Origin of the sequence: Marinobacterium mangrovicola (assembly GCF_004339595.1) — a bacterium.
Taxonomy (GTDB): domain Bacteria; phylum Pseudomonadota; class Gammaproteobacteria; order Pseudomonadales; family Balneatricaceae; genus Marinobacterium_D; species Marinobacterium_D mangrovicola.
In genome coordinates this window covers 1,472,351-1,490,257 of the sequence record NZ_SMFU01000007.1, presented here as the reverse complement: position 1 = coordinate 1,490,257, position 17,907 = coordinate 1,472,351, and the positions used below count along the sequence as shown (strand labels likewise).

Annotated in this window: 16 protein-coding genes; 14 read left to right on the top strand and 2 right to left on the bottom strand. The window is 56.8% G+C overall.

Annotated features, from left to right (window positions below):
• Positions 1-6: 6 nt before the first annotated feature.
• Complete coding sequence (locus CLV83_RS07685) at positions 7-912, bottom strand: LysR family transcriptional regulator (protein WP_132289760.1); 906 nt, start codon at positions 910-912, stop codon at positions 7-9.
• A gap of 114 nt (positions 913-1,026) precedes the next feature.
• On the opposite strand from CLV83_RS07685, the gene leuC reads away from it, so the two are divergent.
• The 14 genes from leuC (at position 1,027) to CLV83_RS07615 (ending at position 17,303) form a co-directional block, all read left to right on the top strand.
• Complete coding sequence (gene leuC / locus CLV83_RS07680; protein WP_132289757.1) at positions 1,027-2,448, top strand: 3-isopropylmalate dehydratase large subunit; 1,422 nt, start codon at positions 1,027-1,029, stop codon at positions 2,446-2,448.
• Positions 2,449-2,461: 13 nt separating this feature from the next.
• Entirely contained in the window at positions 2,462-3,112 is a 651-nt protein-coding gene (gene leuD / locus CLV83_RS07675) for a 3-isopropylmalate dehydratase small subunit (RefSeq protein ID WP_132289754.1), read from the top strand.
• A 15-nt stretch (positions 3,113-3,127) separates the two neighbouring features.
• Positions 3,128-4,207 carry a 3-isopropylmalate dehydrogenase gene (gene leuB / locus CLV83_RS07670; RefSeq protein WP_132289751.1) on the top strand — a complete coding sequence of 360 codons (1,080 nt, stop codon included), beginning with the start codon at positions 3,128-3,130 and terminating at the stop codon, positions 4,205-4,207.
• A 165-nt stretch (positions 4,208-4,372) separates the two neighbouring features.
• Positions 4,373-5,488 (top strand): aspartate-semialdehyde dehydrogenase, encoded by a 1,116-nt coding sequence (gene asd, locus CLV83_RS07665; RefSeq protein WP_132289748.1) that lies wholly within the window; start codon positions 4,373-4,375, stop codon positions 5,486-5,488.
• Positions 5,489-5,571: 83 nt separating this feature from the next.
• Complete coding sequence (locus CLV83_RS07660; RefSeq protein ID WP_132289745.1) at positions 5,572-6,573, top strand: Asd/ArgC dimerization domain-containing protein; 1,002 nt, start codon at positions 5,572-5,574, stop codon at positions 6,571-6,573.
• A 180-nt stretch (positions 6,574-6,753) separates the two neighbouring features.
• On the top strand, positions 6,754-9,573 hold the full coding sequence (locus CLV83_RS07655) for a motility hub landmark protein FimV (protein ID WP_132289742.1): 2,820 nt from the start codon (positions 6,754-6,756) through the stop codon (positions 9,571-9,573).
• Entirely contained in the window at positions 9,574-10,407 is an 834-nt protein-coding gene (truA, locus tag CLV83_RS07650) for a tRNA pseudouridine(38-40) synthase TruA (RefSeq protein WP_132289739.1), read from the top strand.
• Positions 10,408-10,509: 102 nt separating this feature from the next.
• Positions 10,510-11,139 (top strand): phosphoribosylanthranilate isomerase, encoded by a 630-nt coding sequence (locus tag CLV83_RS07645; RefSeq protein ID WP_132289736.1) that lies wholly within the window; start codon positions 10,510-10,512, stop codon positions 11,137-11,139.
• 64 nt (positions 11,140-11,203) lie between these two features.
• Positions 11,204-12,064, top strand: coding sequence for an acetyl-CoA carboxylase, carboxyltransferase subunit beta (gene accD, locus CLV83_RS07640; protein WP_132289733.1), 861 nt, complete (start codon positions 11,204-11,206; stop codon positions 12,062-12,064).
• 33 nt (positions 12,065-12,097) lie between these two features.
• Positions 12,098-13,387, top strand: a complete 1,290-nt coding sequence (gene folC, locus CLV83_RS07635) for a bifunctional tetrahydrofolate synthase/dihydrofolate synthase (RefSeq protein ID WP_243642309.1) — start codon at positions 12,098-12,100, stop codon at positions 13,385-13,387.
• Between the two features lie 4 nt (positions 13,388-13,391).
• A complete protein-coding gene (locus CLV83_RS07630) occupies positions 13,392-13,943 on the top strand; it encodes an SPOR domain-containing protein (protein ID WP_132289727.1) in 552 nt (183 codons plus the stop codon).
• A 64-nt stretch (positions 13,944-14,007) separates the two neighbouring features.
• The gene (locus CLV83_RS07625; protein WP_132289724.1) at positions 14,008-14,502 is read left to right on the top strand and encodes a CvpA family protein; all 495 of its coding nucleotides are present in this window, start codon (positions 14,008-14,010) and stop codon (positions 14,500-14,502) included.
• A 52-nt stretch (positions 14,503-14,554) separates the two neighbouring features.
• Complete coding sequence (gene purF / locus CLV83_RS07620; RefSeq protein ID WP_132289721.1) at positions 14,555-16,078, top strand: amidophosphoribosyltransferase; 1,524 nt, start codon at positions 14,555-14,557, stop codon at positions 16,076-16,078.
• Positions 16,079-16,088: 10 nt separating this feature from the next.
• On the top strand, positions 16,089-17,303 hold the full coding sequence (locus tag CLV83_RS07615; RefSeq protein ID WP_132289718.1) for an O-succinylhomoserine sulfhydrylase: 1,215 nt from the start codon (positions 16,089-16,091) through the stop codon (positions 17,301-17,303).
• Between the two features lie 12 nt (positions 17,304-17,315).
• Here the strand turns inward: CLV83_RS07615 and thpR are convergent, their stop codons facing one another.
• Positions 17,316-17,867 carry an RNA 2',3'-cyclic phosphodiesterase gene (gene thpR / locus CLV83_RS07610; protein ID WP_132289715.1) on the bottom strand — a complete coding sequence of 184 codons (552 nt, stop codon included), beginning with the start codon at positions 17,865-17,867 and terminating at the stop codon, positions 17,316-17,318.
• Positions 17,868-17,907: the final 40 nt, after the last annotated feature.

Here is a 17,907-nt window from a genome sequence, read left to right as displayed (position 1 = left end):
TACGTGCTAGTTCGGGTCAAGGCTAGCGTGCTGCTTATAATCGCGCAGCAATGCGACGAGCTCGCGTCCGGCGTTGGAAAGGGTGCGATCGCGATGATAAATCACCCCCAGCGGGCGCGGAATGGGTTCGCTGGCGATCGGTAGGGTTGTTAGTCCCTCATCAATCATGGTTGCAGGCAGCAGACTCCAGCCCAGGCCGATACGGACCATCATTCGAATCGTATCCAGGTAGTTGGTGCTCATGCCCAGATTTGGTTTGAGCCCCTGTTCTGACAGCTGGCTCTGCACCAGTTGGTGGGTGAAGGTGTTGGGTGCGGGCAGCAGGGCCGGGTATCGGGTCAGCGCTTCAAGGTCCGGCTTTTCCAGTGCTGCCAGCGGGTGGTCTTTGGCGACCACATAATGCAGAGAGTCGATCCAGAGAACCTCCGCATGGATGCGTGGGTCGTTGCTGGGCGCCAGGGTTATGAGTGCAAGCTCCAGCTCGCCATTGAGTACATGGTCATAGGCGACCTCGGACTCATCGAAACTGAGTTTGAGTTCAACGCCCGGATACCGGGTGCTGAAATCCCGCAGTACCGGCGGCAGGCGATGCAGGCTGATATGGTGGCTTGCTGCCAATGAAAGTGGGCCGGCGACCTCGCCAGAAAGGTTCTGCAGCGACAGGGCTGCATCTTCCAGGGCGTGGAGGATCTTTTGTGCCTGGGGCAGCAGGGTTCTGCCGGCTTCGGTGAGTGTGATGCGTCGACCTATGCGGTCGAACAGTCGGCAATCAACCTGCTCCTCCAGGTGAGCTATCCTCTTGCTGACCGCGGATTGGGTCAGGAACAGTTTTTCTGCGGCGATGGAGAAAGAGCCGCTGTCGGCTACCTGGGCAAAGGCCTGCAATGTGGCGCTATCGAGTTGAGGGTTCATCGTTATATTCCGATAAGGAATTTAATTTAAGAAAATAATGAATTTGTCTACCAGGGGCAACTGCAATAGCATGGCGCCACTGTCAAAGCATAATGAATACGGGGATTAAAGCTGATGGCCGGTAAAACCCTTTACGACAAACTCTGGGATGCCCATCTGGTTCGTCAAAATGAGGATGGTAGCGCGTTGATCTACATCGACCGCCAGATCCTGCACGAAGTGACTTCGCCTCAGGCTTTTGAAGGCCTGCGTCTGGCTGGGCGCAAGCCCTGGCGTATCGATGCCAACCTGGCGACGCCGGACCACAACGTGCCGACAACTGCCCGTGCCGGTGGCGTTGATCAGATCGTCGATCCGGTCTCCCGCATTCAGGTAAAAACTCTGGACTCCAACTGCGATGATTTCGGCATTGTTGAATTCAAGATGAACGACCTGCGTCAGGGTATCGTCCACGTGGTCGGTCCTGAGCAGGGTATGACGTTGCCGGGCTCCACCGTGGTCTGCGGTGACTCCCATACCTCTACCCACGGTGCCTTCGGTGCGCTGGCGCACGGTATCGGAACCTCTGAGGTTGAGCACGTGCTGGCGACCCAGTGCCTGATCGCCAAGAAAATGAAGAACATGCTGGTGCGTGTCGATGGCCAGCTGGGCGCGGGCGTAACCGCGAAAGACGTTGTGCTGCACATTATTGGTGTGATCGGCACCGCTGGCGGCACCGGCTGCGCCATGGAATTCGGCGGTAGCGCTATCCAGAGCCTCTCCGTGGAAGGTCGTATGACCATCTGCAACATGTCTATCGAAGCGGGTGCCCGTGTCGGCATGGTGGCCGTTGATGATAAGACCATTGAATATTTCCGTGGTCGCCCGTTCTCCCCGAAAGGCGAGCAGTGGGATCGCGCAGTAGAAGCCTGGAAAGACCTGGTGTCAGACGCTGATGCCGAATTCGACCACGTGGTTGAGATCCGCGCGGAAGATATCAAACCGCAGGTTACCTGGGGTACCTCTCCGGAAATGGTGCTGCCGGTAGACGCTAACGTGCCGAACCCGGAAGCGGAAGCCGATGCGGTTAAAGCCGACGGAATTCGTCGTGCGCTGAAGTACATGGGTCTTTCTGCCGATCAGAAGATCACCGATATTCAGCTGGATCGTGTGTTTATCGGTTCCTGCACCAACTCCCGTATCGAAGATCTGCGCGCTGCTGCCGAGGTGGTTAAGGGGCGCAAGGTTGCTGCCACCCTGAAGCAGGCGCTGGTGGTGCCGGGTTCCGGCCTGGTGAAAGAGCAGGCGGAAAAAGAAGGGCTGGACAAGATCTTTATCGAAGCCGGTTTGGAATGGCGTGAGCCGGGTTGCTCCATGTGTCTGGCCATGAACCCGGACAAGCTGGGTCAGGGCGAGCACTGCGCATCCACCTCCAACCGTAACTTTGAAGGCCGTCAGGGCTTCGGTGGTCGTACTCACCTGGTCAGCCCGGCCATGGCTGCAGCGGCTGCTGTCGCCGGCCACTTCGTTGACGTTCGTGAGTTGATGAACCAGTAAGAGGAGCAGGAAAATGAGAAAGTTTACCCAGCATACCGGTGTTGTCGCTCCGCTGGATCGTGCCAACGTCGATACAGACATGATCATCCCCAAGCAGTTTCTGAAGTCGATCAAGCGTGCCGGCTTTGGGCCGAACCTGTTCGATGAGCTGCGCTACATGGATGAAGGCCAGCCTGACCAGGACTGCTCCGGTCGCCCCTTGAACCCGGATTTCGTGCTGAACCAGCCGCGTTACGCTGGCTCCAGTGTGCTCCTGGCGCGTGAAAACTTCGGTTGCGGCTCCAGCCGAGAACACGCTCCCTGGGCCCTGGATGATTACGGCTTCCGCGCTGTTATCGCGCCAAGCTTTGCCGATATTTTTTACAACAACTGCTTCAAGAACGGCCTGTTGCCGATCGTGCTGAACGATTCCCAGGTAGATCAGCTGTTCAAGGAAGTGGAGGTCAACGAAGGCTATCAGCTGACTATCGATCTGGAACGTCAGGTCGTCGTGTCTCCCTCGGGCGAAGAGTTCGCCTTCGAGGTTGATGGCTTCCGTCGCCACTGCCTGCTCGAAGGTCTCGATGATATCGGCCTGACGCTGCAGAATGCCGATTCGATCAAAGCTTACGAAGAGCGCCGTCGCCAGGAAGCTCCCTGGTTGTTCGATGCCATTCATAACTGATTCAGGAATAGAACAATGAGCAAGAATGTACTGCTGTTGCCGGGTGACGGAATTGGCCCGGAGATCGTTAGCGAAGCGCGCAAAGTGCTGGAGAGCGTCAACGCCAAATTCAGCCTGGGTCTGGAACTGAGCGAAGCGCACCTGGGTGGCGCCGCTATCGATGCCACCGGTAAGCCGCTGCCAGACGAAACTCTGGCTGCCTGCAAATCTGCCGATGCCATCCTGCTGGGCGCTGTCGGTGGTCCGAAATGGGATACTAACCCGGATTTCGCTATCCGTCCGGAGAAAGGTCTGCTGGGTATTCGCTCTGAACTGGAGCTGTTTGGCAACCTGCGTCCGGCAATTCTTTACCCGCAGCTGGCGCATGCGTCCACGCTGAAGGAAGAGGTGGTTTCCGGTCTGGATATCCTCATCGTGCGTGAACTGACCGGCGGTATCTACTTCGGCAAGCCGCGTGGCGTGCGTGAGAAAGAGGGTGGTATCCGCGAAGGCTACAACACCTACGTTTACGACGAGAACGAAATCCGTCGTATCGGCCGGGTCGCTTTCGAAGCGGCCCGTGCCCGTAACAAGAAGCTCTGCTCTGTTGACAAGGCCAATGTGCTGGAAGTGACCGTGCTCTGGCGCGAAATCATGGAAGAGCTCAAGGCTGAGTACCCGGATGTTGAGCTGAGCCATATGTATGTCGATAACGCGGCGATGCAGCTGGTGCGTGCGCCCAAGCAGTTCGACGTTATCGTCACCGGTAACATGTTCGGCGATATTCTCTCCGACGCTGCGGCGATGCTGACTGGTTCTATCGGTATGTTGCCGTCTGCTTCCCTGGATAAAAACGGCAAGGGTATGTACGAGCCGTGCCACGGTTCTGCGCCGGATATAGCCGGTCAGGGCAAGGCGAACCCGTTGGCAACCATTCTCTCAGCCGCTATGATGTTGCGCTACTCGCTGGATCAGGGCGAAGCGGCCGATGCCATTGAGCAGGCTGTCAGCAAGGTGCTGGATCAGGGTCTTCGGACGCCTGATATTCTGTCCGCAGGTATGCGTGAGGTCAGCACATCCGAAATGGGTGATGCGGTAGTCGCTGCACTGGCTTGATGCCGGTCAGCTGATCTCCTTTGCGCTACCTCAGGCCGGTACGGGGCAGGTTCGACTTTCACAGGTTGGTCTGTCCCGTTCATCTATCTGGCCGCTGGTCGCGGGTGATAGCTGTTGGGAAACAGCTGAGCAAATAAAAGAAACTCAATATTTTTGGGGGCACGAATGAAGCGTGTAGGTTTTGTAGGCTGGCGTGGCATGGTCGGCTCGGTCCTGATGCAGCGTATGCTGGAAGAGAAGGATTTCGAACACATTGCTGAGCCGGTATTTTTTACCACCTCTCAGGTCGGCGCAGCCGGTCCGAATATCGGCAAGGATATTCCGGCACTGAAAGACGCTCGCGACATTGATGAGCTCAAGCAGATGGACGCAATTGTCTCCTGCCAGGGTGGTGACTACACAACCGAGGTGTTCGCCAAACTGCGTGCGTCCGGTTGGGACGGCTACTGGATCGATGCGGCGTCCACGCTGCGTATGGCCGATGACAGCCTCATCGTGCTGGATCCGGTTAACCTGGATGTGATCAAGGATGGCCTGAGCAAGGGTGTCAAAAACTACGTCGGCGGTAACTGCACAGTATCCTTGATGCTGATGGGTCTGGGTGGCCTGTTTAAACAGGATCTGGTTGAGTGGGTTAGCTCGATGACCTACCAGGCGGCATCCGGTGCCGGCGCGCAGAACATGCGTGAGCTGATCAAGCAGATGGGTCAGATCCACGCCGGTTCCGAAGCGATGCTGGCGAATCCATCATCGGCGATTCTCGATATCGATCGTCAGGTGTCTGAAACCATGCGTTCCGCCGAGTTTGCTACCGATAACTTCGGTGTGCCGCTGGCCGGCTCTCTGATCCCCTGGATCGACAAAGCGGTCGAAATGGGGCAGAGCAAGGAAGAGTGGAAGGGCTTTGTTGAAACCAACAAAATCCTCGGTCTCGGCGATAACCCGGTTCCGATCGACGGCACTTGTGTGCGTATCGGCGCCATGCGTTGTCACAGCCAGGCATTCACCGTCAAGCTGAAGCGCGACGTGCCGATGGACGAGATCGAAGCGATGATCGCTGAAGCGAATGACTGGGCGAGCGTTGTACCTAACGAGCGTGATGCCACCATGACTGATCTGTCTCCGGCGAAGATCACAGGTACTCTGAACGTGCCGGTGGGTCGTCTGCGCAAGATGCGCATGGGGCCGGACTTCCTGAATGCATTCAGTGTGGGTGACCAGCTACTCTGGGGCGCGGCCGAGCCGCTGCGCCGTATGCTGCGCATCCTGATCGAAGACTGAATCAATCTCGATTGACTAAACTAACAGCCCGGCCTGGTTTTTAACTGGCCGGGCTGTTTTTGTTTCTATAGCTTGCGGATTATATGACTGTGAATGTAGCGATTATCGGCGTCAGCACCCTGACTGGCGAAAACCTGCTTGAGATTCTGGATGCACGGGAATTTCAGATCGACAGCCTGAAACTGTTTGATCAGCCCGATGAAGCGGGGCGGGCGCTGATGTACAAGGGGCGCTCTGTCCGTGTGAAGGCGCTGGAAGCCGCTAACGTAGAGGCGGGTCTGGATATTGTTTTTCTCTGTGACTCTGAGTTAAACGAAGAGCAGCTTGAGTTGGTCGCCGGCAGCGGTGCGCTGATTATCGATCTATTCCCGGCAAGGCAGCAGAATGCACCGGTGTTTGTGCCTGAGGTTAACGGTGCTGCGCTGGCAGATGTTAAGCAGGGCGATATCATCGCCAGCCCGGGGTCTGCAGCCATCGCGGCTGCTCTATCCCTGGCGCCGCTGCAGTCCGAATATCAGCTGTTGAAACTCAATGCTTTTGCCATGCATTCTGCGGCCGAGCTTGGCCGTCCTGGTATTGAAGCGCTGGCCTCGGAAACTGCCCGTTTGTTGAACGCCCGTGATGCGGATCCCAGTCTGTTCCCTGTTCAGTATGCGTTCAATGTGCTGACTCCGGGTGAAGAGGTCGATTCGGATGGTATTTCTCAGACTGAGCGTCGTTTTGTTGCGGAGCTTAAGGAGCTACTCGCGGATGAGGAGCTCGAGGTCGTGATGCAGGTGGCTCTGGTACCTGCATTTTATGGTGTTTCCTTGATGCTTCAGGCAGAAACAGCCAGGCCCGTTGATTTGGAACAGGCTGAACGATTGCTGTCAGCTGCAGACAGTGTGATACTCAACCGGGGGCAGAAACCGGTAACTCCGGTGGGTAGCGCGGTCGGTAATGATCAGGTGTATGTCAGCCGTCTTCGTCTCGAAGCGGATAGCGATAGCTGTGTTGGCCTCTGTGCCGTTACCGATAACCTGCGTAAAGGCAGCGCCCTGAATGCTGTTCATATTGCTGAGCACTGGCACAGGCTGCATAGCTGAAACGGGTGCAGGCACAGCGTTCGTTAGAAGGAACTGATCACGAGCAAACGTCTGTTTAAAAGCTGCCTTGACCGATACAGACTTAATCAATAATACTTGGCTCTGACGCTGGAAGTGCAACTCTCTGATTTTGGTGGCATATTCGTCGGAGAGCGCGCGAAATAGAGAAGGAAGTAATCGATGCTGCGCAAACTCGCCTTAAGCCTCGCGGTTGCCGGGGCCCTCAGCGCAACTCAGGCGAATGCCTTGGGCCTTGGAGCGATCCAGGTAAATTCGGCGCTGAATGAACCTCTGAAAGCCGAAATAAAGTTGCTGCAGGTCAGGGACCTGTCGCCGCTTCAGATTCAGCCGCGTATGGCCGATATCGACGAGTTTTCGCTGGCTGGCATCAGCAAGTCGCGTTTCCTCAGTGATGTTAAGTTCGACGTGAAGGTGCTGCCGGATGGCACCGGTGTAATCAGTCTGAATTCCAGTACTCCGATCAAGGAGCCTTTCCTCAACTTTCTGGTTGAAGTGAACTGGCCGAGCGGTCGTCTGGTACGTGAATACACCCTGCTGCTTGATCCACCGCTATTTGATCCCACGCCTGCTCCAGGGACTCAGGTCGTAAGGCCTGCTCAAACAGCGGCGCCTGCACCTGCGCCTTCGACCAGTCAGTCGGCGCCGGGCAGCAGTTTTGCTGCGCCGTCCCAGCCTGCTGCAACAACTTCAAATATCCAAACCCGCACCAACCCCAATACGGAAGTTTACGTCGATGTAGACGACACGCTGTGGGAGTTGGCGCTTGAGCATCGTCCCAACAGGTCGGTGACTCCTGAGCAGATGATGCTCGCGCTGCAGCGCAAAAATCCCCAGTCTTTCCCGGGCGGCAATATCAATATGATGAAAGCGGGCACAGTGATGCGCCTGCCGACCCTGGAAGAGATCAAACAGTTGACCGCGGCGGAAGCGACTGCTGAAGCTCGTCGTCAGACCGATGTCTGGCGTAATCGCGGTACTACCTCTGCAGCTCCGACTCCGGAACCTGAAGAGACAGCTGCAGAGTCTTCTGTCGATGAAACTTCCGACACCCAGAGTACGGGATCGAGTGCAGGGTCTCAGGAAACTGAGAGTCAGCTGAAGGTTGTTGCGCCTGAAGATGTCTCTGACAGTGATCAGGCCTCCGCGGCAAGCAGTGATGACACTCAGTCTGAAGAAGCGGTATCAGAATCCGCTACAGAAGAGGGTGAGGCTGCTGCTGAAGGTGTTGCTGAAGTGCAGGACCTGGCGGGCAGAAATGAAGAGCTGGAGAATCGCCTGCTGCTGACTCAGGAGTCCGTAGCGAAGGTGGAACTGGAGAACTCCGAGCTCAACGATAAACTCGATTCCATTGTGTCTCAGCTCGACAAGATGCAGCAGCTTATCGAGTTAAAAGATCGTGAGCTGGCGATGATGCAGCAGCAACTGGATCAGCGTGATGCTGCCGATGAAGAGGCGGCAGGTCTTCTCGATCAGATGTTGAAGAATCCAGCCTATCTGGCCGGTGCCGGCGGCGCAGTTGCGCTGGCATTTCTGCTTGGGCTTCTGCTGGCCCGTAGAGGGAAAAAGGATAAAGAGGAAGATAGCGTTGAAGAGCGCGAAACTCCTCAGGCCAAGACGCCGGCTGACGATACTGCCGATTCCGATACTATTCCCGATATGGCCATTGCTGCGGCTGCTGGTGCAGCAGGTGCAGCGGTAGCTGCCAGTGCGGCGGCGGATGAAAACGATGCAGAGCAGGAGTCCGAGGCTGCTGCGGCGACTGATCTGGCCGATGATGATCTGAGCGACCTGGATCTGGATATGGATCTGGACCTCGATGAGGCGGCTGCCGAATCTGAACCTGTCGAGAGCATCAGCGATGATGAGTTCGATCTTGGTGTTGACGAACTCGAAGACTCGGCGCAGATCGCTGAAGAGGATTCTCTTGATACCGGTCTTGATGATCTGTTGGCAGAGAATGATAGCGATAGCGACGAACTCCCGGGTGCCCTGGATGATGATCTGAGCGACCTGGATCTGACCGCAGAAGAGTCGATAGCTGAGCCTGAGGCTGAATCGGATGAACTCGACTTCGCCGTGAATGGCTTCGGTGAAGAGGAAAGCAGCGATGAAGATGATCTTCTCGATCTGCCGGACGATCTTGAGTTTGCTGTCACCCAGCCGTCTGAAGATTCCGTTGAGGCGGATGTCGCCGAGTCTGAAGAGGATGAGCTTGCGGGGCTGGACTTCGCCGTGGACAATAGCGCCGGCGCAGAGTCCGGGGATGCTGCAGGCGGAGAGGATGATCTGCTGGATGGTTTCTTTGACGATGAGATCGAGTCCAAGGATGAGTTCTCCGCGCTGAACGAAACCAGTGAAGAAGACGTGACGCCGCTGACCGATGATACGGTTGAAGTGGAAACACCCGAGGATAGTTTCAGTCTGGAGACTGTCGAGCCGCTGGCCGAGCCGGATGACTCTGCGGTGGACGATGCGCTGGACGAGATGCTGCTGAATTCCTATGGCGATGAAGAAGAGGATGAGACATCAGAGTCAACCGAAGAGCCAGGCGATGAGTCTGTCGATGAGGATGACCTTGATGCGCTGTTGGCTTCTTTCGAGCCGGAAGAGGAAGAGGAGTTCAAACCTCAGCAGCGTCCGGGTGAGCGAGTAGAGGAAGAGCTGACCGCCAACATTGCTCATGATCTGGAAACTGATCTGGATGCCGAGCTGGACGAGCTGCTTGACTCCACCGATGACGAGATCGCCCTTGAGGAGGAAAATGCTGCCGAGTCTCTGGATGACGCTGATGATCCTCTAGATTCGTTGAATCTGCTCGAAGGGGCGGATGAAAACGAAACCAAACTTGATTTGGCGCGTGCTTACATCGAGATGGAAGATCGTGACGGAGCCAAGGATATTCTTAATGAGATCCTGGGTGAAGGAAACCACTTCCAGCGTCGTGAAGCGCAGCGCTTGTTGGACTCCCTGAACGGATAAATGAGCACAAGTGATCAGGACCAGAGGGCGACTGAAGTCGCCCTTTTTCGTTATGCGGCCGCAGTAGAATACGCGGGCGCTCAATACAATGGCTGGCAGACGCAGAGCGGCGATAATGTCACCTGCGTGCAGACCGAAGTTGAGAAAGCGCTGTCGCGCGTGGCTAATCACCCGCTGGCTGTCGTGTGCGCGGGCAGAACCGATGCGGGGGTCAGTGCCTCTCATCAGGTGATTCACTTCGACTCGCCGGTAGAGCGGGCCGAACGAGCCTGGGTGATGGGTAGCAACACCTATCTGCCCGACGATATCGCAATTCGCTGGGTCAAACCGGTCAGCGATGATTTTCATGCGCGTTTTTCGGCCCGGGAGCGGCGTTACCGCTATCTGATTTACAGTGCGCCGGTCAAGCCGGCCCTGTTGGGTCGCGGTGTAACCTGGACCTATAAGCAGCTGGACATCGCCAGGATGCAGCTAGCGGCGAGTCACCTGGTCGGTGAGCATGATTTCACCTCTTATCGTGCGGTGGCCTGTCAGGCCCATAGCCCGGTGCGTGAGGTTAAATCCCTGCAGGTGTTTCATGCCGGCAATCTGATAGTGATCGATATCCGCGCCAATGCTTTTTTGCACCATATGGTGCGTAACGTGGCTGGGGTGTTGATGAAAATCGGCGCGGGTGAGGCGGAGCCTGGTTGGTCAAAAGAGGTGCTTGAAGCACGCGATCGGCGCCAGGGTGGGGTAACCGCGCCTCCCTGGGGGCTCTATTTCGTCGACGTGGGTTATCCTGAAGAGTTTGATATCCCCGCGGCGCAGCCTGGACCCTATTTTTTGGGTTGAGCGTTTTAGGTTGAGCGCTTTTTTGCTGAGCTTTTTGTAAGGGGGCGGCCTGACGGGTCAGTCGTGCTCTGGTAGAATTTTCACTCTTGTAACGGAGAGTCTATGCCGACGCGAGTCAAAATCTGCGGTATCACCCGCGTGGAGGATGCCCTTGTCGCGGTAGTCGCTGGAGCGGATGCGCTGGGGTTTGTATTCTATGCGTCCAGCCCCAGGGCCGTCGTCCCCGAACAGGCGCGCGCGATTATTGCTCAGCTGCCGCCCTTTGTGACGACGACTGCTCTTTTTGTGAATCCTGAGCCGGATCTGGTGCGCGAGGCGGTTGCTGTCACTGGTGTGGATCTGTTGCAGTTTCATGGCGATGAGGATCCAGATTTCTGTGAGCGCTTCGGGCGCCCCTGGATTAAAGCCCTGAGAATGAAGCCGGGCATGGATCTGGTTTCTGAATGCGAGCGCTATGCCAGTGGCCGGGGTATTCTGCTGGATGCGTATCGTCCAGGTGTACCCGGCGGTACGGGTGAAACCTTCGATTGGGAACTTATTCCGGCTGATATCGCTCCGAAGATTACATTGGCTGGTGGATTGGACGTTGAGAATGTCGCAAATGCCATCGCTGCGGTGCGGCCCTATGCTGTCGACGTGAGTGGTGGTGTTGAGGCCAGCAAAGGGATCAAGGATCCAGCGCTGGTACGGAATTTCGTCGCGGCCGTCCGTAGTGCGGATGGCGGCCGATAAAGTAGAAAAACGCAGCCGTCCTTCTATAGGCAGGCTGAATACAAAGATCGGGAATTAGGTAACTATGAGCAACTGGCTTGAAAAGATCGTGCCCTCTCTTGTGCGCAGTGAAAAGAAGCGCAGCAATATTCCTGAGGGGCTTTGGGACAAATGCCCCAAGTGCGAGGCGGTGCTTTATCGTCCTGAGCTTGAAAAGAACCTGAACGTTTGCCCTAAGTGTGATCACCACATGCGCCTGAAGGCGCGCCGTCGTCTGGAGCTGTTTCTGGATGAAGGTACCGGCGTTGAGATCGCCGCCGATGTGGAGCCAGTGGATCGCCTTAAATTCCGTGACTCTAAAAAGTACAAAGATCGCCTGGCCGCCGCTCAGCGTGATACCGGTGAGAAAGACGCACTGATCGCCATGCGTGGTGAGCTGGAAGGGATTCCTGTGGCTGCTGTTGCCTTTGAGTTCCGCTTTATGGGTGGTTCCATGGGTGCAGTAGTGGGTGAGCGCTTTGTTCAGGCCGCGGAAATGGCGCTTGAGCAGCGCATGCCGCTGATCTGTTTTGCGGCTTCTGGCGGTGCGCGCATGCAGGAAGCCTTGATCTCCCTGATGCAGATGGCCAAGACCAGCGCGGCGCTGGAGCGCATGCGTCGGGCGGGGGTGCCCTTTATTTCTGTTCTGACAGATCCGGTTTACGGTGGTGTATCTGCAAGTCTTGCCATGCTGGGTGACCTGAACGTGGCAGAGCCGCGTGCACTGGTCGGTTTCGCCGGTCCGCGTGTTATCGAGCAGACCGTACGCGAGAAACTGCCGGAAGGTTTCCAGCGCAGCGAGTTCCTGCTGGAACATGGTCAGGTCGATATGATCATCCAGCGTGGTGAAATGCGACCGCGTCTGGCGTCGATTCTGCGCAAGTTGCTGCATCTGCCAGCCGCCTGATGGAAACAGGGTCACCTTCGGGTGACCTTTTTGATGGGAACAACGATGTACGCGGATTTTCCTGACACACTGGATGCATGGCTCGCACGTATCGAAGCCTGTCACCCCTCGGAAATCGATCTTGGCCTGGATCGCATCAGGCAGGTTGCTGAACGGCTGGAATTGGATCTCGGTAGTAGCAAGGTGGTGACCGTCGCAGGGACCAATGGCAAAGGGTCAACGGTTACTTTGCTGGATTCAATTCTGCGTCAGGCAGGTTATACCACCGGCGTTTATACATCGCCGCATTTTTTGCGATATAACGAACGCATCCGTATTGAGGGTGAAGAAGCATCAGATGCCAGTATCTGTGAAGCCTTCGTGCGTATCGAGCAGGCTCGAGGCGACATATCGCTGACCTATTTTGAATACGGCACCCTCGCTGCGTTGCTCTGTTTTGAAAAGGCGTCGCCCGATGTGCTGCTGCTTGAGGTCGGCCTCGGTGGGCGTCTTGACGCGGTAAATATTGTCGATAGTGACGTGGCTGTTATTACCAGTATCGCCATCGATCACGCCGACTGGCTGGGCAATGATCGTGTTCAGATCGGGCGTGAGAAGGCGGGTGTCTTGCGCGCCGGTAAACCGCTGGTGTGTGGTGACCCCAATCCGCCGGCCAGTGTGCGAGAGTCGGCAGATGCCGGTGGCGCACGTTTACTGGTGAAAGGCGAAGAGTTTGGCTTCAGTGGCACCGATGCAGCCTGGTCATGGCGGGGCGTTGATCGCAGCGGCAGTTCCCTGGATTACCGGGATCTGACGGTGCCTGAGCTGCCACTAACCAACGCGGCCACAGTGCTCCAGGTACTCGCGCTGCTGGATGTTAACCTGACCCGCGAGCAGATTAATGCCGGGCTTGGAGCTGCGAAAATGACTGGGCGTATGCAGCGCCTGCAGCTTGCGGGTAACGGTTGTGCCTGTGTGCTCGACGTAGCCCATAACCCTGAGGCGGCCGGTTATCTGGCAACCTGGCTTGAGGGACATCCGGCAGGCGGGGACACTCACGTTGTGCTCGGTATGCTTGCAGACAAAGATATTGCGGCGGTGATGGCGCTTCTGGCGCCCCAGGTGGATCACTGGTATCTGGCCAGTCTGATCGGGCCGCGTGCGGCTTCGTCAGTTCAATTACAAGCACTGCTTCCCGAAGGTCAGAGTTCTGCCTGTTACGATGATGTGGCTGCTGCGTTAGAGGCGGCACAGAAGCGGATGCACCCGGGCGACAGGCTGGTAGTTGCCGGCTCGTTCTTTACCGTGAGTGATGCGCTGGCTGCACTGAAACTGGAAGGTTGAAGGCATGGAACGAGAGGTCAAAAAACGCATATTGGGCGCCTGCGCGGTGCTGGTGGTCGGTGCTGCGTTGATCCCTTTGCTCCTTGATGGCGCTGGCTACAAGGAGCGTCATCTGGAGAGTCGTATCCCGGCAGCGCCCGAGCCGGTGGCCAGGGTGGAGGTTGAACAGGAGATGCAGGCGTTGCCGGAGACTCGCGAACCGGCACCGCCAGTCGAACCGGCAACAGTCAGCGTGCCGGTGGAAAGTGTGCAGAAAGCGGTTGAGCAGGCAAAGCCCGACCTGGATCCCATAGAAGATACACCTCAGCTGGATCAGCAGGGCGTGCCTGTTGGCTGGACGCTTCAATTGGCGAGCTTTCGGGATGAGGCCAATGCAAAGGCGTTGCGTTCCGAGTTGCTCGATGGCGGCCATAAGGTCTATATGCGCCATATGGCAGGGCTGGTAAAAGTGTTTGTCGGACCGGAAGTGCAGCGCTCCAGGTTGGAAGCACTGCAGGAAAAACTGAAGCAGGAGTACGCGCTGGATGGCATTATTGTGCGTTTCACAACCCAGTGATCGAGCCATTGGGTTCGCACATCTGCTCTGCTAGAATGCGCGCTGTTTCACAGGGTAGTATCGAATGAACTGGGCTGACTGGGTGATCCTCGCGATCATCGCGATTTCGAGCTTGATGAGTCTGCGTCGTGGTTTCGTCCGCGAAGCGGTCTCGCTGGCGACCTGGGTGGTGGCATTTATTGTCGCACGTCTGTTTGCCACGTCACTGGCTGTCGTACTGCAGGATTACATCGATACGCCGTCTCTACGGCTGCTCGCTGCCTTTGCTATCCTCTTTGTAATTACGCTGATTGTCGGCGCGCTGGTCGGTATGCTGATCGGGGCGCTGGTGTCGGCGACAGGGCTCAGCGCTACGGACAGGGTGCTGGGTATCGGCTTCGGGGCCGTGCGCGGAGCGCTGGTCATCGTCGTGATTGTCGCGCTGCTCGGTATGACGCCGGCGGTGCAGGATTCATGGTGGCTGGAGTCCAGCCTGATTCCCCATTTTGTTTTGCTTGAGGACTGGACCCGTGCCGTCGCATCCGATGTTGGCCAGGTGATCTGGGATATCGGGCGTTAAAAGTTCCTTGCTGCATCCACAGCTACTAGACATTCCTTCTGAGGTGATCTGAATGTGCGGTATCGTTGGCATCGTTGCCAAATCCTATGTTAACCAAACCATTTTCGACGCGTTGACGGTGCTGCAGCATCGTGGCCAGGATGCGGCAGGAATGGTGACTTGTGAAGGAAACCGCTTCTTTCTGCGTAAGGATAACGGCCTGGTGAATGAGGTGTTCCGCACCCGTCACATGAAGCGCCTCGAAGGCAAAATGGGTATCGGCCATGTGCGTTATCCCACCGCCGGCAGTTCCAGCTCCGCAGAAGCGCAGCCGTTCTATGTCAACTCGCCCTACGGTATTGCACTGGCCCACAACGGTAACCTGACCAATACCGAGCAGCTGGCGGACGAGATCTTCCGTGCCGACCTGCGTCACATCAACACCACTTCCGACTCTGAAGTGCTGTTGAACGTTTTCGCCCATGAGCTTCAGTCCCTGGGCAAACTGCGTCCGGGCGCCGAGGATATTTTCAAGGCAGTGGAGCGGGTTCACGAGCGCTGCCAGGGCGGTTACGCCGTGGTCGCGATTATCACCGGTTACGGTATCGTTGCCTTCCGCGATCCCTGTGGCATCCGTCCGCTGGTTTACGGTAAGCGTGAAACCGAAGCGGGCAGCGAGTACATGGTCGCCTCCGAGAGTGTGGCATTGGATACCTCAGGCTTCGTGCTTGAGCGTGATCTGGAGCCGGGCGAAGCGATCTTTATCGATACCCACGGCCAGGTATTTACCCAGAACTGTGCCAAGCAGACCAAACTGGCACCTTGCCTGTTTGAGTATGTTTATCTGGCGCGCCCGGACTCTATTCTCGATGGTATCTCCGTGCATGAGGCGCGCATGGAAATGGGCGTTAAGCTGGCCGAGAAGGTCCTGCGCGACGTGCCTGATCACGATATCGACGTTGTGATCCCGATTCCGGATACCAGCCGTACCTCGGCACTGGAGATGGCCAATACCCTGGGCGTTAAATTCCGCGAAGGCTTTATCAAGAACCGCTATATAGGCCGCACCTTCATCATGCCGGGTCAGACTCAGCGCAAGAAGTCTGTGCGCCAGAAGCTGAACCCGATCGGCGGTGAGTTCAAGGATAAGGTCGTGATGCTGGTGGATGACTCCATCGTGCGTGGTACCACCTCCAAGCAGATCGTGCAGATGGCTCGTGAAGCGGGCGCGCGTAAGGTTTACGTGGCTTCTGCGGCTCCTGAAGTGCGTTACCCCAACGTTTACGGTATCGATATGCCGTCCGCCAGTGAGCTGGTTGCTCACGGCCGTACCGCTGAAGAGATCGGTAAATATATCGGTTGCGACTGGATGCTGTACCAGGATCTGGATGATCTGAAGGCGTCTGTCACCAAGTACAACCCGGAAATTTCCGAGTTTGACACCTGTGTGTTCGATGGCCTGTACGTGACCGGTACAGTATCGCCAAGTTATCTTCGCCGTCTTGAGGAGCGTCGTAACGATGACGCTAAGGCGAGCGCTGAAGGCACCAAGATCGGCGATAACGAATCTGCCGATTTGCTGAGCAGAATTGAGTAAGGAAAGACCGATGACAACAGGATTTGAGCACCCGGAGCGCGTCCAGTTTGACGCAGAGGGTTATGCGACCGATACCCGTGCGGTGCGCGCGGGTCAGGAGCGCACGGCGGTAGGCGAGCATTCAGACCCGATCTACCCGACCTCCAGCTTCGTTTTCTCCTCTGCCCGTGAGGCGGCGGCACGTTTTGGTGGTGAAGAGGAGGGGATGATCTATTCCCGTTTCACCAACCCGACCGTGCATGCGTTCGAGCGCCGCATCGCAGCGATGGAAGGCGGTGAGCGTGCCGTAGCGACCTCATCCGGTATGGCGGCGATCCTGAGCCTTGGTTTGTCGCTGATGCAGCAGGGCGATCATGTGGTCTGCTCGCGCAGTGTTTTCGGTTCTACCGTGTCGCTGTTCGATAAATACCTCAGCCGTGCGGGTATCCTGACGACGTACGTCGACCCTACCGATCTTGAGGACTGGGAGCGTGCTATCCGTCCGGAAACCAAGATGCTGTTTCTGGAAACACCGTCAAACCCGCTGGGTGAGATGAGCGATATCGCAGCCCTGGCGGATGTGGCGCACAAGCACGATGCGCTGCTGGTGGTCGATAACTGTTTCCTGACTCCTGCATTGCAGAAACCGCTGGAGCTGGGCGCCGATATCGTGATGCATTCGGCCACCAAGTATATCGACGGCCAGGGGCGTTGCGTCGGTGGTGTTGTTGTCGGCCGTGAAGCGGAAATGGAGCAGGTGTTCGGCTTTATCCGCACCGGTGGTACCTGCATGAGCCCATTTAACGCCTGGGTCTTCCTCAAGGGGCTGGAAACGCTGCCGTTGAGAATGCGTGCGCATAACGACGCAGCTTCAGAGCTGGCCGAGTGGCTGGAGCAGCAGTCGGGTATCGAGCGTGTCTATTACACCGGTCTGAAAAGCCATCCGCAGCATGAACTGGCCTGTCGTCAGCAGCAAGGCTTTGGTGGCGTGCTCTCCTTTGAGGTGAAGGGCGACAAAGAGGCGTCCTGGCGTTTTATTGATGCGACCAGAATGGTTTCCATCACCGGTAATCTGGGTGATGTAAAAACCACTATTACCCATCCGGCGACCACGACTCACGGTCGTATGACGCCGGAAGACCGCGCTCGGGCCGGGATTCGCGATAACCTGATTCGCTTCTCCGTGGGGCTGGAAGATATCGAGGATCTGAAGAAAGATCTTCAGCTGGGGCTGGCTGCGCTGTAAGCCATAGCGGCGTTAACAGCTGCTGCCGTCATAAAGCCGGATGGTCTGGTGTAGTGGCGCGGCGGCGGTAAGCACGCTGTTTTTCAGCGCAAAGCGGTCTACGGTCATGCTCATTGGCTCCGGTAGCAGTTGGTTTTCCAGCTGGCGTATCGAGGCGTCAGAGATCGGTTCTTTACTGCGGGCCAGGGTGATGTGGGGGCGAAAGTCGCGCACAGCGATATTGATACCCGAGTGTTTCAGTCTCGCGCTGACCTGATTATGCAATTGGCTTAGCGGCTCACTGGGGTCGCAGCCCAGCCAGAGCGTACGCTTGGCGAACGTGCCCAGGCGATCCATGCTGAGTTCAAAGGGCGTAAATTCGATACTTCTCAATGCATCATCCAGGGCTATCATCTTTTCCTGAGGCAATTTGCCGATAAATGCCAGGGTCAGGTGAAGCTGTTCCGGGATGCTCCAGTTCAAACCTCTGATTGCTGTTTCGCGTTGGGCGACCGCCTCCTGTAGCGGTTCGGCAAGGTCGATGGCGATAAAGAGTCGTTGTGTAGGTGCGCTGGTTTCACTCATATTTACAGCCTAGTGGCGGATCGAGGCAGTTAAAACCCCG

What these genes read in the sequence shown, in the direction of transcription:
- CLV83_RS07615 (WP_132289718.1), top strand. Translation starts at nt 16,089, where the DNA reads ATGACAACAGGATTTGAGCACCCGGAGCGCGTCCAGTTTGACGCAGAG.
- CLV83_RS07660 (WP_132289745.1), top strand. Translation starts at nt 5,572, where the DNA reads ATGACTGTGAATGTAGCGATTATCGGCGTCAGCACCCTGACTGGCGAA.
- folC (WP_243642309.1), top strand. Translation starts at nt 12,098, where the DNA reads ATGGGAACAACGATGTACGCGGATTTTCCTGACACACTGGATGCATGG.
- leuB (WP_132289751.1), top strand. Translation starts at nt 3,128, where the DNA reads ATGAGCAAGAATGTACTGCTGTTGCCGGGTGACGGAATTGGCCCGGAG.
- truA (WP_132289739.1), top strand. Translation starts at nt 9,574, where the DNA reads ATGAGCACAAGTGATCAGGACCAGAGGGCGACTGAAGTCGCCCTTTTT.
- purF (WP_132289721.1), top strand. Translation starts at nt 14,555, where the DNA reads ATGTGCGGTATCGTTGGCATCGTTGCCAAATCCTATGTTAACCAAACC.
- CLV83_RS07685 (WP_132289760.1), bottom strand. Translation starts at nt 912, where the DNA reads ATGAACCCTCAACTCGATAGCGCCACATTGCAGGCCTTTGCCCAGGTA.
- CLV83_RS07625 (WP_132289724.1), top strand. Translation starts at nt 14,008, where the DNA reads ATGAACTGGGCTGACTGGGTGATCCTCGCGATCATCGCGATTTCGAGC.
- asd (WP_132289748.1), top strand. Translation starts at nt 4,373, where the DNA reads ATGAAGCGTGTAGGTTTTGTAGGCTGGCGTGGCATGGTCGGCTCGGTC.
- thpR (WP_132289715.1), bottom strand. Translation starts at nt 17,867, where the DNA reads ATGAGTGAAACCAGCGCACCTACACAACGACTCTTTATCGCCATCGAC.
- CLV83_RS07630 (WP_132289727.1), top strand. Translation starts at nt 13,392, where the DNA reads ATGGAACGAGAGGTCAAAAAACGCATATTGGGCGCCTGCGCGGTGCTG.
- accD (WP_132289733.1), top strand. Translation starts at nt 11,204, where the DNA reads ATGAGCAACTGGCTTGAAAAGATCGTGCCCTCTCTTGTGCGCAGTGAA.
- CLV83_RS07645 (WP_132289736.1), top strand. Translation starts at nt 10,510, where the DNA reads ATGCCGACGCGAGTCAAAATCTGCGGTATCACCCGCGTGGAGGATGCC.
- leuD (WP_132289754.1), top strand. Translation starts at nt 2,462, where the DNA reads ATGAGAAAGTTTACCCAGCATACCGGTGTTGTCGCTCCGCTGGATCGT.
- leuC (WP_132289757.1), top strand. Translation starts at nt 1,027, where the DNA reads ATGGCCGGTAAAACCCTTTACGACAAACTCTGGGATGCCCATCTGGTT.
- CLV83_RS07655 (WP_132289742.1), top strand. Translation starts at nt 6,754, where the DNA reads ATGCTGCGCAAACTCGCCTTAAGCCTCGCGGTTGCCGGGGCCCTCAGC.